General features: G+C 67.7%; 14 protein-coding genes. 8 read left to right on the top strand and 6 right to left on the bottom strand.

Going from position 1 to position 11,923, the window contains the following annotated elements; translation table 11 throughout:
- Positions 1-7: 7 nt before the first annotated feature.
- From trmB to H9532_RS00865, 3 genes are read left to right on the top strand one after another with little or no spacing between them, the layout of a single operon-like run.
- Positions 8-718, top strand: a complete 711-nt coding sequence (gene trmB / locus H9532_RS00875; protein ID WP_296365006.1) for a tRNA (guanosine(46)-N7)-methyltransferase TrmB — start codon at positions 8-10, stop codon at positions 716-718.
- Positions 715-2,037 carry an IctB family putative bicarbonate transporter gene (locus H9532_RS00870; protein ID WP_296364840.1) on the top strand — a complete coding sequence of 441 codons (1,323 nt, stop codon included), beginning with the start codon at positions 715-717 and terminating at the stop codon, positions 2,035-2,037. Before trmB ends, H9532_RS00870 begins: the two co-directional genes overlap by 4 nt.
- The gene (locus H9532_RS00865; protein WP_296364838.1) at positions 2,030-2,998 is read left to right on the top strand and encodes a BadF/BadG/BcrA/BcrD ATPase family protein; all 969 of its coding nucleotides are present in this window, start codon (positions 2,030-2,032) and stop codon (positions 2,996-2,998) included. Before H9532_RS00870 ends, H9532_RS00865 begins: the two co-directional genes overlap by 8 nt.
- Here H9532_RS00865 and glmM read toward each other — a convergent pair.
- Together glmM and H9532_RS00855 are read right to left on the bottom strand one after the other, a co-directional pair.
- Positions 2,985-4,397: a phosphoglucosamine mutase gene (gene glmM, locus H9532_RS00860; protein WP_296364836.1), complete on the bottom strand. Its 1,413-nt coding sequence runs from the start codon at positions 4,395-4,397 to the stop codon at positions 2,985-2,987. The two genes, H9532_RS00865 and glmM, sit on opposite strands and share 14 nt — an antisense overlap.
- A 43-nt stretch (positions 4,398-4,440) precedes the next feature.
- Positions 4,441-4,665 (bottom strand): hypothetical protein, encoded by a 225-nt coding sequence (locus H9532_RS00855; RefSeq protein ID WP_296364834.1) that lies wholly within the window; start codon positions 4,663-4,665, stop codon positions 4,441-4,443.
- Between the two features lie 49 nt (positions 4,666-4,714).
- On the opposite strand from H9532_RS00855, the gene H9532_RS00850 reads away from it, so the two are divergent.
- The gene (locus H9532_RS00850; protein ID WP_296364832.1) at positions 4,715-6,706 is read left to right on the top strand and encodes a lytic transglycosylase domain-containing protein; all 1,992 of its coding nucleotides are present in this window, start codon (positions 4,715-4,717) and stop codon (positions 6,704-6,706) included.
- Here H9532_RS00850 and H9532_RS00845 read toward each other — a convergent pair.
- Positions 6,703-7,209 (bottom strand): hypothetical protein, encoded by a 507-nt coding sequence (locus H9532_RS00845; protein ID WP_296364829.1) that lies wholly within the window; start codon positions 7,207-7,209, stop codon positions 6,703-6,705. The two genes, H9532_RS00850 and H9532_RS00845, sit on opposite strands and share 4 nt — an antisense overlap.
- The gene (locus tag H9532_RS00840; RefSeq protein ID WP_296364827.1) at positions 7,206-7,622 is read right to left on the bottom strand and encodes an NIL domain-containing protein; all 417 of its coding nucleotides are present in this window, start codon (positions 7,620-7,622) and stop codon (positions 7,206-7,208) included. The genes H9532_RS00845 and H9532_RS00840 overlap by 4 nt, the downstream gene beginning before the upstream one ends.
- Before the next feature lie 135 nt (positions 7,623-7,757).
- Between H9532_RS00840 and H9532_RS00835 the strand changes: the two genes are divergently transcribed.
- Entirely contained in the window at positions 7,758-8,261 is a 504-nt protein-coding gene (locus H9532_RS00835; RefSeq protein ID WP_296365004.1) for a thioredoxin domain-containing protein, read from the top strand.
- Positions 8,262-8,321: 60 nt separating this feature from the next.
- Positions 8,322-9,044 carry an FAD-dependent thymidylate synthase gene (thyX, locus tag H9532_RS00830; protein WP_296364825.1) on the top strand — a complete coding sequence of 241 codons (723 nt, stop codon included), beginning with the start codon at positions 8,322-8,324 and terminating at the stop codon, positions 9,042-9,044.
- Here the strand turns inward: thyX and dcd are convergent.
- Together dcd and H9532_RS00820 are read right to left on the bottom strand one after the other, a co-directional pair.
- Entirely contained in the window at positions 9,041-9,634 is a 594-nt protein-coding gene (gene dcd / locus H9532_RS00825) for a dCTP deaminase (RefSeq protein WP_296364823.1), read from the bottom strand. The two genes, thyX and dcd, sit on opposite strands and share 4 nt — an antisense overlap.
- Positions 9,634-10,254: a cob(I)yrinic acid a,c-diamide adenosyltransferase gene (locus tag H9532_RS00820; RefSeq protein WP_296364821.1), complete on the bottom strand. Its 621-nt coding sequence runs from the start codon at positions 10,252-10,254 to the stop codon at positions 9,634-9,636. Before H9532_RS00820 ends, dcd begins: the two co-directional genes overlap by 1 nt.
- A gap of 122 nt (positions 10,255-10,376) precedes the next feature.
- Here H9532_RS00820 and rph point away from each other — a divergent pair, with 122 nt between their 5' ends.
- Together rph and ntcA are read left to right on the top strand one after the other, a co-directional pair.
- Entirely contained in the window at positions 10,377-11,111 is a 735-nt protein-coding gene (rph, locus tag H9532_RS00815; RefSeq protein WP_296364819.1) for a ribonuclease PH, read from the top strand.
- 64 nt (positions 11,112-11,175) lie between these two features.
- Positions 11,176-11,916, top strand: coding sequence for a global nitrogen regulator NtcA (gene ntcA, locus H9532_RS00810; protein ID WP_296364817.1), 741 nt, complete (start codon positions 11,176-11,178; stop codon positions 11,914-11,916).
- Positions 11,917-11,923: the final 7 nt, after the last annotated feature.

Genomic DNA, 11,923 nt, shown 5'->3' with positions numbered 1-11,923 from the left:
CCGCATGGTGCGCCAGCACGTCAATCCCCTCAGCCGCTTCTTCCAACTGCCGCTGGAACTGCCCGCGCCGGCAGCGCTGTTTAGCGATCCCAGCCAGCCGATCCATCTCGACATCGGCTGTGCCCGCGGCCGCTTCCTACTCGCCCTGGCCCAGCAGCAACCCGCGGTGAATCACCTCGGTGTGGAGATCCGCCGGGCGCTGGTGCAAGCCGCTGAAGCCGACCGCCAGGCCCTGGCGCTGGGCAACCTGCACTACCTGTTCTGCAACGCCAATGTGAGCCTGCAGGCCTGGATGGCGGCGCTGCCAGCCGGCCAGCTTGATCTGGTGTCGATCCAGTTCCCGGATCCCTGGTTCAAAAAAAAGCACCACAAGCGGCGGGTGCTGCAACCGGAGCTGCTGCTGGCGATCGCCGCGGCCCTCGCCCCGGGCAAACACTTTTTTATCCAGAGCGATGTGCCCGCCGTGATCGATCCGATGGTGGCGCTCACCGAGGCATGCGGGTGCTTCAGCCGCCCCGCGATCGACGCCCGCCCCTGGCGCGCGAGCAACCCCCTGCAGGTGCCCACAGAGCGTGAAACCTACGTGCTCAACCAAGGGCTGCCGGTGTACCGCGTGCTCTATGAACGCAACGAAGCGCCGCTGCCGGAGCTGGCGGTGCTGGAGCAATGGCTAGAAGCCACCGATAATCCGCTCGATTCCGCAGTCCCCACGGCATGAGCCTGGCCCCGGTGCCGTCCACCCCCTGGCTGCTGCGCTGGCAAGGCCTGCTGGCCGGTTCCGCCTCAGGTCCGATCAGCTCACGCTTCAGCCTGCTGGCCGGGATCGTGCTGTGCGCGCTGATGGCAGGTCTGCCGCTGGTGACCCGCGGCGGCCTGAGCCTGCTGATCCTCGCCGCGGGGCTGCTCTGGCTGCTGTGGGCCCTCTGCACCCCAGCAGGACGGATCGGCGGCATCAGCGGCTGGTTGCTCGTGATGCTCGGCGTTGCCGTGCTGGCGACCGGCTTCTCGCCGGTGCCGATGGCGGCATTTAAAGGGCTGCTGAAACTGATCAGCTACCTCGGGGTCTACGCCCTGATGCGCGAATTGCTGGCCCGAGCGCCGCAGTGGTGGAACCGGATCGTGGCGGCCCTGCTGGCCGGTGAACTGGTCAGCGCCGTGATGGCGATTCGGCAGCTGTATGGCGACACCACCGAGCTAGCCCGCTGGGCTGACCCGAACTCCGTGGCCGACGGCACGATCCGCGTGTACGGCCCACTCGAGAACCCCAACCTGCTGGCGGGCTATCTGATCCCGATCCTGCCGATCGCGCTGGTGGCGCTACTGCGCTGGCGCACCTGGCCGCAGCGGCTGTTTGCCGCGGCCTCGCTGCTCACCGGCACTGCGGCGCTGTTTCTGAGCTACAGCCGTGGCGGCTGGCTGGGGATGCTCGCAGCCCTGGGCGCGGTTGTCTTGCTGCTGGTGCTGCGGCAGACCCGCCAATGGCCCACGCTCTGGCGCCGGCTGTTTCCGCTGCTGCTGGTGAGCGCCGCCGTAGCGGTGCTGGTGGTGGCCGTGACCCAGATCGAGCCGCTGCGCATCCGCGTGATGAGCCTGGTTGCCGGCCGGCAGGACAGCTCCAACAACTTCCGGATCAACGTGTGGCTCGCCGCCATCGAGATGGTCCAGGACCGGCCGTGGCTGGGCATCGGCCCCGGCAACAGCGCTTTCAACCTGATCTATCCGCTGTATCAGCAACCCAAGTTCAACGCGCTGAGCGCCTATTCGGTTCCGCTCGAGCTGCTGGTGGAAGGCGGCATCCCCAACCTGCTGGCTGGGCTTGGCCTGCTGGCGGCCAGCATCCGCGCCGGCTGGGCGCAGCTCAAGGGCGAGTCGAGCTGGGCGCTGCCGGCCCTGGCCGCGCTGGCGGCGATCGCCGGGTTGTGCGTGCAAGGCATCACCGACACGATCTTTTTCCGCCCCGAAGTGCAGCTCACCGGCTGGTTCTGCCTGGCCACCCTCAGCGTCAGCCGCAGCGCTCAGGCCAGCGGCGATGCCTGAGGCCCAGCCACCCCTGATCGCCGGCTTCGATGCCGGCCAGACCCACACCACCTGCCGGCTGGCGGCCCTCCACAGCGATGGCTCGTGGCAAGCCCTCGCCGAGGGCCAGGGCAGCGGTGTGACCCACTTAGCGGCAGCCAGCGGCGCCGAGCGGTTTCAACAGGCGCTGCGCAGCAGCCTGACGGCCGCCCTAGCTGCGGCGCAGCTGAAACCAGGCACCAGCCTGACGGCGGCAGGCATCGGCGCCAGCGGCATCGAAGCGGGCAGCCCTGTGCAAAGCCAGGCCACAGCCCTGGCCGCTCAATCCCTCGGGCTCTCCAGCGAGCACGCCGTGGTAGTGGGCGATGAGCGCACCGCCCTGGCCGGTGCCTTTGAAGGTGGCGCCGGCATCCTGGTGATCAGCGGCACTGGCTGCATCGCCGTGGGCAGCAATGGCCAAGGGCAGATGCACCGCTGCGGCGGCTGGGGATGGCTGCTGGATGGGGCCGGCTCCGCCATGGACATCGGCCGCGATGGCCTGGCCGTGAGCGTGCAAATGGCGGATGGGCGCCTGGCAGACAGCCCGCTGCGGCCGGCGCTTTGGCAGGCGCTGGGCGCTGATTCAGCCCAGGCGGTGAAGGCGGCGGTGGTGGCACCGGGTTTCGGCGCCGCGGGCTTTGCCCGTCTCGCCCCGGTGGTCGATGCGCTGGCCCAGGCCGGCGACAGCCACGCCCAGTGCGTCATCGCCCAGTCCGCTGAGGCCCTGGCGCTGATGGTGCAGAGCGTGGCGGCTCAACTACACCTGGCGCAGCCAGCGGTTTGCGGCGTTGGGGGTGCCCTGCGCCACCTGCAGCAGCTCCGGCAGGGTTTCCGGGCAAAGCTGCAGCAGCATCTCCCGGCGGCCAGGCTGCAGGATCCTGCCGGTGATGCCTGCAGCGGAGCGCTCAGCCTCGCCGCTCAGGCCGCGATCAAGCCGCGTTGAGGTACTGATCCGCCAGGGCGGCCAAATGCTCACTCCAATGGTCCACATCCCCCTGCTCCGCCGCTTCCACCATCACGCGCAGCAGGGGCTCAGTGCCACTGGCGCGCACCAACACGCGACCGGAACCGTGCATGGCCTCCTCAGCCTGCTGCACCGCCTCGCTGAGCGGAGAGCAGCTCTGCCAGCCGGTGCGGCGCCCCCGATCGGGCACGGTCACATTCACCAGCTTCTGGGGGTAGGGGTGGAAGCTGCTGTCCATCCAATCGGCAAGGGAACCACCGCGGGCCTGAATCAAGGTGGCCACCTGCAGAGCGGTGAGCAGGCCGTCGCCGCTCATGCCATGGCGGGCCGAGAGGATATGACCTGACTGTTCGCCGCCCAGCGCCGCTCCCAGCTCTTCCATGGCGGCGTGCACATATTGATCGCCCACAGCGGTGCGCTCCAGCAGCCCGCCTGAGGCCTGCCAGGCGCGCTCGAAGCCAAGATTGCTCATCACCGTGGCCACGATCCGGTTCTCGGGCAAAGCGCCCTCAGCCATCAGGGCCTGGCCCCACAGATACAAGATCTGATCGCCATCCACCACCCGGCCGCGGCCATCCACCGCAAGCATCCGGTCGGCATCGCCGTCAAAGGCAAAACCCATGGCTGCACCCCGCTCCAGCACCGCGGCCCGCAACGGATCGAGGTGGGTGCTGCCGCAGTTCTGGTTGATGCGGCTGCCATCCGGCTCGCCGTGCAGCACGGTGAGATCGGCCCCCAGGGCGCGGAACAGCGCTTCGCCGCAGCTGCTGGCTGAACCCCAGCAGAGGTCGAGCACGATGCGGCAACCATCAAGGCGCGCACCCGCGACGCTCTCCAGCAGACGCTGCTGATAGGCCTCCAGCAGGTCGGGGCGCTGTTGCAGCCGGCCGGTGCCGCAAAAGCCGCTGCCGCACGAGCGGTCCGCTACGCCATGCAATCCAGCCTCGATCGCCGCCTGCTGCTCCTTACCGAGCTTGGCGCCGCAGGCGCCAAACACCTTGATGCCGTTGTCGTGGGGGGGATTGTGACTGGCACTCACCATCAGGCCGCCGCTGCCGCCCAGCTGGCGGATCGCCCCCGGGACAGCCGGGGTGGGGCACAGGCCCAGATCGAGCACCTCGCGCCCCGCCGCAGTGAGGCCAGCGGCCAGAGCCGCCACCAGCATCGGCCCGCTGCTGCGCGAATCGCTGCCCAGCAGGATCGGACCACCCTCCGGCAGCACCTGGCCGCACCAATAGCCCAACTGCAACGCCAGCGCCGGAGTGATCTGATGCCCAACCCGGCCGCGGATGCCATCGGTGCCGAACGCAGCTGTGCCCTGGGGCAAGGGAGTTCCCAGCGGGAACGCAGCCAGGGAGAACGCTGCCGAATCGGCCATCACACCAACGCACCTGAGGCGGCCTGCAGGCTAGGCCGAGGCCTCAGCGCCAGCGCCGGGGCCGCCAGGCCCAGAGCACCAGCTCCACCACCGCCCAGAGCAGCACGCTGCCCACCAGCCAGCCGGGCAGCAGCTGCAGCGGCCAGAGCGGGCGCAGCAGCATCAGCACACCCGCCAGGGCCCAAACCTGCAACACCCGCCGCCGTTGCCGCCACCCCGGCAACACGGTGAGGCTCGGCGGAAGCGAAGGCAGACGCAGCCGGCCCATGGCCTGGGGATGAGATCTCCCCAAGAATGCCAACACCTGTTGCACCGCGTTGCCCCAGCTGCGCCCCTCCGCCGTCCTGCTGATCGGTGCCACCTGCCTGGGTAGCGGGATCGCGCTGGCCGCAGCGCGCCAGGCGCTGATCCAGCTGGCACCACCTCTCAACCCCAGCAACAGCACCGCCACACTGCAAGCGGCTCGCTGGGGCAGCCTCGATCCGGAGCGCCGGCGCGACGCGGCGCTGCTGCTCAGCGCCCAGCCCGAGCGCACGGCCAAGGAACGCCAACAGCTGCTCCAGGGTCAGGGCTGGGGTCAGGGGCCCCTGGCCGCCGTGGTGTTGAAGCAATCCGCCCAGAGCGCAGCAACCCTGGGCCAGGGGCCGCGTGCTCAGGCCCTGTGGCAAGCCTTGCAGCGCCGCTTCCCGCAGGAACCCGCCAGCGCAGATGCGCTCTACGCCTTGGGCGAGCACCCGCAGCTGTTGCGCCGCTTCCCCGCCCATCCCGCCGCCCTGGCCGCAGCAGTGGAAGCCGGCGACAGCCTGCATCTGGCCCGCTGGGGTGCCCGCTGGCCCGGCGCTGAAGCGCTGCTGCTGAGCGCCTGCCAGAACCCCAAACAACCGCTCACCCCCGTGCAACGCCAGCAGCTGGCCAGCGGACTGCTGCAGCTGGGGCAATGGGAGCCAGCCGAGCGCTGCCTGGCGGGTCAACCGCCATCGCCGGAGCTGGGCCTCAGCCTGGGGCGCAGCCTGCTGCGGGGCAACAGCGCCGAACAGCAGCGAGGCCAACAGCTGCTGCTGAAGCTCGCCCTCCAGCACCCCACCAGCCCGGTTGGCACAGAAGCAACCGCCCTGTTGGCCGAGGAGCCCGGCGCCGCAGCGCTCGCGCTGCTGGAGCAACTGCCCGCCAACCTGCGCAACGGGTCAGCCGTGCAGGCCCGGCTGGCGCTGGAGCAACGCATCCCCTGGCAAGCAGTACTGCAACGGTGGCCTGAAGAACCGAGCAGCTGGGAACTGCAGTGGCAACTGGCTCGCAAGGCCCTGCTTGAGCGGCGCTGGACGGAGGCCAATCAGATCCTGGGGGCCATCTCCAGCGCCAAGCTGCCGGCAGTCCTGGCGGCGCGGCAGCTGTTCTGGCAGGGCTACATCGCCCAGAAGCAAGGCCAGAGCGCTCGGGCGAAGGAGCTCTGGCACACGCTGCTGCACACCCAGCCCGTGGGCTACTACAGCTGGCGCGCCATGGTGCGGCTCGAACAGCCGCTGCCGACCGCCGCACGGGCAGCAACCGGCAGCAACCAGCCCGAACTCACCTGGCAACCCCTGGGCAGCGGCAACCCGCGGCTGGATGCGTTGTGGCGCACCGGGCAGGCCCTGGAGGCCTGGGAGAGCTGGCGGCATCAGCGTGGTGGCCGCTCGCCCCAGGGCCCTGAGCAGTTGCTGCTGGAAGGGCGCCTTCGCACCGGCATCGGCGATGACTGGACCGGCCTCGGCCAACTGGAGTTCGCCAACCTGCGACTGCCGCAAAGCGACTGCCGCCAGCAGTGGCAACGGGCCGCGCAGCAACACCCAAGGCGCTTCCAGGCGGAACTGGGCATGGCTGCCCAGGACGAGGGCGTGGATCAGGAGCTGCTCTGGGCCGTGGCGCGGCAGGAATCACGCTTCAGCCCGGGCGTGAGTTCGCCGGTGGGTGCCGTGGGGCTGCTGCAACTGATGCCCGATACAGCCGCCGAACTGGCTGGCCGAAGGGTGAGCACCGAGGAGTTGCAGAGCCCAGCCCTCAACGCGCGTTTGGGTGCTCGCTACCTGCAACGCCTGCAGCAGCTCTGGCCCAACCAACCCTTCCTCACGGTGGCCAGCTACAACGCCGGGCCAGGCGCAGTGGCGAGCTGGCTGAAGCCAGCCCTGCCTGACCCCAAGCAGGAGCCAGAACTCTGGAGCGAGGCCATCCCCTACCCAGAAACGCGCCTCTATGTAAAAAAGGTGCTGGGGAACCGCTGGAGCTACCAACTGCTGCAGGGAGATCCAGCCCAGATCTGCCAAGGGAACTAGGCGAATAGAGGGGCGAGGCGGTCGTGCACCACAGCCCCCAGGCTGATCCCCACCAGCACCCACACGCTTAGTCCGAGAGCTCCCATCAGCGGAGCTGGCGCCAGGCGCAGACGGCTCAGATCCAGGCGGGCCAGCAGCACAGACGACGCCAACACCAGCACCTCGGCCAAGACCGCCAGGTGCAGCAGGTAAAGCCCCCCGGTGATCACGATCAGCAGCGTCACCACCAGAGTGAGCGCCTTGCTGGCGGCCATCAGCTGCGACAACTCCCGCAGCAGCAGATCGGGCATGGCGCAGAACACCACCACCACCAGAGCCTGCAGGCATTGCAGGGGCCAGAAGAGCGGCCCCGCCAATTCCAACTGCAGAGGGGTTTCAGCCCGGGTGAGCAGCAGGGGAGCTACCTCCGCCCAATGCAGCCCCATGTAGCCGCTCACCAGCAGCAGCACCAACAACATCGGTGCCCGCAGCGGCAGCAGCAACAGACCAAACACAGCTCTCACGGGGATGGCTCCAGCACCAGGGCGATGGCCTCGAACGGACAGGTGGGAATGCATTGTTCGCACACCAGGCAGCGTTGCGCGTCGAACTGCAACTGCCAAGAGGGAGCGCTGCTGCTCAGGGCGCCACTGGGGCAGACGCTGGTGCAGATGCCGCAATCGACGCAGCGCTCCGCATCCACCCGAATCTGGCCAGAGGCACGGTTGATGCCGAGCCCCTGACTTTCCAACCAATGCTCCGCGGCGGCGAGATCATCAATGTCGCCGGAGAGCTCCACCACCATCGTGCCGCTCTGATTCGGCGCGATCTGGGCCCGCAGAATCTTCGCGGCGATATCGAATTCCACGGCCAACCGATAGGCAATCGGCTGATGCACCGCCTCGCGGGGGAAATGGAGGGTGATGCGGCGCTTCACACTGGCTGGCCCGCCGGCCTACAGGCTAATCAGAGCGAGAAGACTGGCAGATTGTTGATCCGCCATCAGGCTCCCCCCTTGAGCGCACCCACGCCCGACTCCCCGGACCAACCCTTGCTTGGACGCCGCGCCCGCATGCTGCTGGCTGCTCTTGGCGCCGTGCTGGCGCTGGCCTTGTTTGCCCTGCGGGGGGGACTGCAACCGGCCGCCCCCCTGGAGAAATTGGCGCGCCAATCCCTCGACCTCTCCGTAGCCCTTGGAGACGGACGCCCCACCTTGGTGGAGTTCTACGCCGACTGGTGTGAGGCCTGTCAGGCCATGGCACCAGCGATGGAAACAATCGAACAGCAACACCACGGCCAACTCGACGTGGTGCTCCTCAATGTCGACAACCCGCGTTGGCAACCGGAGATCGACCGCTATGAGGTGAACGGGATTCCACAGCTGGAACTGTTCAACGCCTCCGGCGACGCCATCGGCCGTGCCCTCGGCGCCCGCAGCAAACCTGAGCTTGAAGCCCTCACCACAGCCCTGATCGCCGAAACCCCGCTGCCGCAGCTGGCGGGCCTCGCCAGCCAAAGCAGCCTGCAACCCACCCTGGCGGCATCGCCGATGGCGGGTCCACGCAGCCACGGCTGATCCAACCAACCCCGCCTACCCTGCAGCCACCGCAGTCCGGCGGGCGCCGGCACCTTCCCCATGAACCGCTTCCGGGTTGAGCTGATCGCCGCCACCCCCAACCCGCAGCAGTGCATCTACGCCGCGATGCACCAGGACTACAGCGAGGGGTTCGTGGCCGCCGATCGCGCCGAATGGCCCGATGAAACCAAAGCCGGCGAGATCTGCGTGAAGCGGCTGCTGGCTGGGGAGCGCGGCCACTACGGACCGCTCGAGCACGCTCAGATCGTGCTCAACGTGGGCTGGTTCCCCCATTCGGTGATGCAACAGGCCCGCACCCATCGGGTGGGCGTGAGCTTCGATGTGCAATCGATGCGCTACACGGGCGATCGCATCTGCAGGGCCGCCAACGGCGAGCTTGAGCTCGAGGAGGTGTTCTATCTGCGCCCGGAAGGCCACTACAGCGATCGCCAGGGCAAGAAATACGCCTACACCGCTGAGGAGCGCAGCAAGGATCTCGAGCTCTGCCGGCTGGCTGCCGAGCGCTACCGCGACATGCTTGCGGCCGGCTTCGCTGAGGAGCACGCCCGCGGCATCCTCCCCTTCGACTACCGCCAGCACTTCGTGGTGAGCTTCTCGCTGCGGGCCTTCCTGCACTTCATGGACCTGCGGGCGAAGCTCGATGCCCAGGAGGAGATCCGGGTGCTCTGCGATCTGATGTGGCCGCACATGCAGGCTTGGGCCCCGGAGATCGCTGCTTGGTACGAGAAGAGCCGCCTGCATAAGGCACGGCTCGCGCCTTAGACCTTGGCGAGGGTGACCCGCTCGGGCTGGTGCTGGTATTTACCGGCGCGGTCTTGGTAGGTGGTTTCGCAGGGATCGCCTTCGAAGAAGAGCAGCTGGCAGATGCCTTCGTTGGCATAGATGCGGCAATCAGCTCCCGAGGAGTTGCTGAACTCCAGCGTGAGGTGCCCTTCCCAGCTGGCTTCCGCCGGCGTGGTGTTCACGATGATTCCCAGCCGGGCATAGGTGCTCTTGCCGAGGCAGATCACCGTGATGTTGGCTGGCACCTTCATCTTCTCCAGCGCCACGCCAAGCCCATAGGAATGGGCAGGGAGGATGAAGTAGTCGCCGTCGTCGTCGCGGTGCAGGGGCGCAGGCTCAAGGTTGGCCGGATTGAACCGCTTGGGGTTCATCACCGTGCCCGGCACATGCTTGAAGATCAGAAATTCCTGGGGGGAAAGGCGCAGGTCGTAGCCGTAGGAGGAGCAGCCGAAGCTCAGCACCGGCTGTACGCCGTTATCCGGATCGAGGTGACGCACCAGCTTGGGCTGGAAGGGCTCGAGCATGCCCGCTGCGGCTTGCTCATTGATCCAGCGGTCGTTTTTGAGCATCAGAAACCTCGGCGCAGCTGGGTGACCTGATCCGCCATCGCCAGCAGGGAGCTGGGCATGGAGGGCCCCGTCAGGATCACATCCAGGTGGGAGGGCCGCTGCTCGAGGGCAGACAGCACTTCCGCTTCCTCGAGGTATCCCAGCTCGACAGCCAGGCCCAGCTCATCGAGCACCAGTTGATCCAGCTGGCCAGCCAGCATCTGCTCGCGGGTGAAGGTCCACACGTCGCGAACGGCCTCACAGGCAGCAAATCCGGCCTGATCAGCGGACGCAGGCTCCGCAAGGCAACTGGCTACGGCAGGGCGCAGCCACTGAAGGCGTCCGCACAACCACACACTGCGCTCCAGGCCCTGGTCAACACCACCCTTGAGGAACTGACTGATCAACACACGGCTGCCCAGACCGGCACTGCGCAAGGCCTGACTCAACACCCCGCTGAAGCTGCCGCGAAACGGAGCCGTGTGCACCTGGAGCAGACCTTCCTGCTGGGCCACCAGCCGCAGACTGCGGCCGGCGGTGGACGGCGCCGAGCCGAGGGCGCGGCCACCCGGCGCACGATGGCCAGGGCGAAAGGGGCCGCTGGAGCCACTGCCGGGAAGGGCTGCAATGCTCGCCGTCATCTCCGCTTGGCCGCCGCGCTGGTACCTGAATGTAGCGGTGTCAGACCGGTGAGCAAGCAACTGCCACTACCGGTAGTGCAAACACCCGTACCATCGAGATCACGCAGAACCAGGCCCAGCCCATGCCCGCAGCCCCCTCCCGCAGCGACGGCCGGCGCACGAACGATCTACGCCCCACGCGCTTCAGCTGGGATCCGATGGGCTTCGCCCTCAGCTCCGTCACCGTGTACACCGGCCGCACCGCCGTGATCTGCAGTGTCTGCCTGGAGGAAGGCGTGCCGAAATGGCGCCAGGGCTCTGGCAAAGGCTGGCTCAGCGCCGATTACCGCCTGCTGCCCGCCAGCACACCCAGCCGGCAGCCGCGGGAGCTGATGAAACTCTCGGGCCGCACCCAGGAGATCCAGCGACTGATCGCCCGCAGCCTGCGGGCCTGCCTTGATCTCGAAGCCCTGGGCGAACGCAGCCTCCACATCGACTGCGATGTGCTGCAGGCCGACGCCGGCACCCGCACCGCCTCGATCACGGGCGCCTGGGCGGCCCTGGCCCTTGGGCTGCAGCGCCTGGAAGCTCGCGGCGTTCTGAGCCGCTCACCCCTGCTGGAGCAGGTAGCGGCGGTGTCGGTGGGGCTGGTGGATGGCGCAGCCCTGCTCGACCTCGACTACAGCGAAGACAGCAGGGCCGAGGTGGATCTCAATGTGGTGATGAACAGCCAGGGGCAATTGCTGGAGGTGCAGGGCACCGCCGAAGGCGCTCCGTTCTCGCGCCAACAGCTGAATGCGCTGCTCGATCTGGCGGATGAGGGATTGCAGCAGCTTCGGCACAGTCAGAGGGAGGCGCTGGAGCAAGCCCCGAAATAGTGTCAATCACTACAAGAGCCCGCAGGGGTGATCCGTAGGGTCCGCCTCACCTTGCCCCGCCGTTATGGTCGGCGCCCAACCAGGCTTCAGCCGCTACTCACCAAGCCCCACCACCGGCGCCGCAGGGCTCTCACCGGTGGCCGGATCTCCCACGGCATCCAACGCCACCCTGTTGGACGTGATCCGAGGCCTGAGTGGCAGCACCACCGAGACGGTGGAGCGCGGCAAAACGATCTTCTTCCCCGGCGATCCAGCCGAGAAGGTGTATTTGCTGCGGCGAGGCGCTGTACGGCTCTCGCGCGTGTATGAATCCGGCGAGGAAATCACCGTGGCATTGCTACGGGAAAACAGCCTGTTCGGGGTGCTGTCGCTGCTCACCGGTCAGCGCTCCGACCGCTTCTATCACGCTGTGGCCTTCACCCGCGTGGAGATGGTCACGGCCCCGGCCGCTTCGGTGCGCAAGGCGATCGAGCTCGACGCCAGCGTGGGCCTGCTGATGCTGCAAGGCCTCTCCTCGCGCATCCTGCAGACCGAAACGATGATCGAAACCCTCACCCACCGCGATATGTCGTCGCGCTTGGTGAGCTTCCTGCTGGTGCTCTGCCGCGATTTCGGCGTGCCCACCAGCGAAGGGATCACCATCGATCTACGCCTTTCGCATCAAGCGATCGCCGAGGCGATTGGTTCGACGCGGGTGACGATCACCCGACTACTGGGCGACCTGCGCAATGCCGGCCTGGTGCAGATCGATCGCAAGAAGATCACAGTGTTTGATCCGCTGGCCCTGGCTAAGCGGTTCAGCTGAACGCTGT

Source organism: Vulcanococcus sp. Clear-D1, assembly GCF_014654725.1.
GTDB lineage: Bacteria > Cyanobacteriota > Cyanobacteriia > PCC-6307 > Cyanobiaceae > Vulcanococcus.
Note: the sequence above shows the minus strand (reverse complement) of the source record. Positions and strands in the feature narration are given on the sequence as shown.